Here is a 1,213-nt window from a genome sequence, read left to right as displayed (position 1 = left end):
TCCATGAACTCGGACACGTCCTGGGGCTCGACCACGAGCACAAACGGCAGGACCGAGACACCTACGTCATCATCCGGTGGGAGAACATGGTGGCAGGCGGGGCGGCCCACTTCCAGCAGGACAACAACAACGACGATGACTATTTTGGCTATGACTACGGGTCCATCATGCACTACGGCCCGATGCAGGGCTCGAAGAACGGTCAGCCCACCATCGAGGCCCGGGGTGGGCAGTCCATCGGGCAGCGCAACGCGCTGAGCACGCTCGATGTGGTTACCGTGACGCGAATCCACTCGAGGACCATCACCCTTCGTGCCTCGACCGGCCACTACGTGGTGGCCGAGGGCGGCGGTGGCGCCATCGTGAACGCCAATCGCGTCGCCGTGGGACCCTGGGAGCGGTTCCAGTTGGTGGACCTGGACGGCAATGAGCTGAATTCCGGCGACCTTGTCCAACTCCAGACCATTAATGGCAACTTCGTCCAGGCCACGAATGGCGGCGGCTCGACGGTGGACTCCCTGTCCGTGGCGCCCGGCACCTGGCAGACATTCCGCATGTGGAAAATGACGGGCACGGGTCTTTCCACCATCGACTCCGGCGACGGCGTGGTCCTGGGCACACCCAGCTTCGGTTACCCCAAGTACTGGGAAGCGGTGACCGGCGGCGGCAGTGGAGTGACCGTCAACACCGACGCCGCCAACCTGGGCGCCGCGAACATCTTCACCGTCGCGTTCCCGTGAGCGAAGCATCCGCGCGATTCACGCCCGGACCTTCACCTTGAAATGACACCGGGGATTCGGCCCGCGACGCGCTGACCGAATCCCCAGTGGACCTGCCAGCGATGACCGCGTGGTACTCTCCCCGTGCTCGCGTCGGTGGCTCCGGACTGGCTCAACCGCTTCGAACCGCTTGGCATCGAGAACGGCGTCCTTGGCCTCGGCTGCACTTCAGACTTCCTTGAGGGAGCCCTCTCGGATTTGTACGGCGACACTATCCGGGGCGAGCTCGCGCGCCGCCAGCCATCCGCGGGCGCTCTCGACTTTGCCGTTCGGCGGATGGCTGTCGTCTAGGTCCGTTTGAAGCGCGTCGGACCTTCCTTGGCTGACCGGGTGCCGGCGATTGCTCCTTCTTGACGTGTGAGCCCCGCGTTGTCCGGGCGCCCGGCCAACGACTGCCGAAGCACTGCCCCCAAGGACCGTGAGTGCCCCAGGGC

At 65.1% G+C, this 1,213-nt stretch carries 1 protein-coding gene; it reads left to right on the top strand.

Annotated features, from left to right (window positions below; all coding sequences use genetic code 11):
• Positions 1–740: M12 family metallopeptidase (locus tag D7V88_RS41605; protein WP_244238693.1), on the top strand; the 740-nt coding region annotated here is incomplete at its 5' end.
• Positions 741–1,213 lie beyond the last annotated feature (473 nt).

Source organism: Corallococcus terminator, assembly GCF_003611635.1.
Classification (GTDB): domain Bacteria; phylum Myxococcota; class Myxococcia; order Myxococcales; family Myxococcaceae; genus Corallococcus; species Corallococcus terminator.
This window is presented reverse-complemented; position numbering and strand designations above follow the sequence as displayed.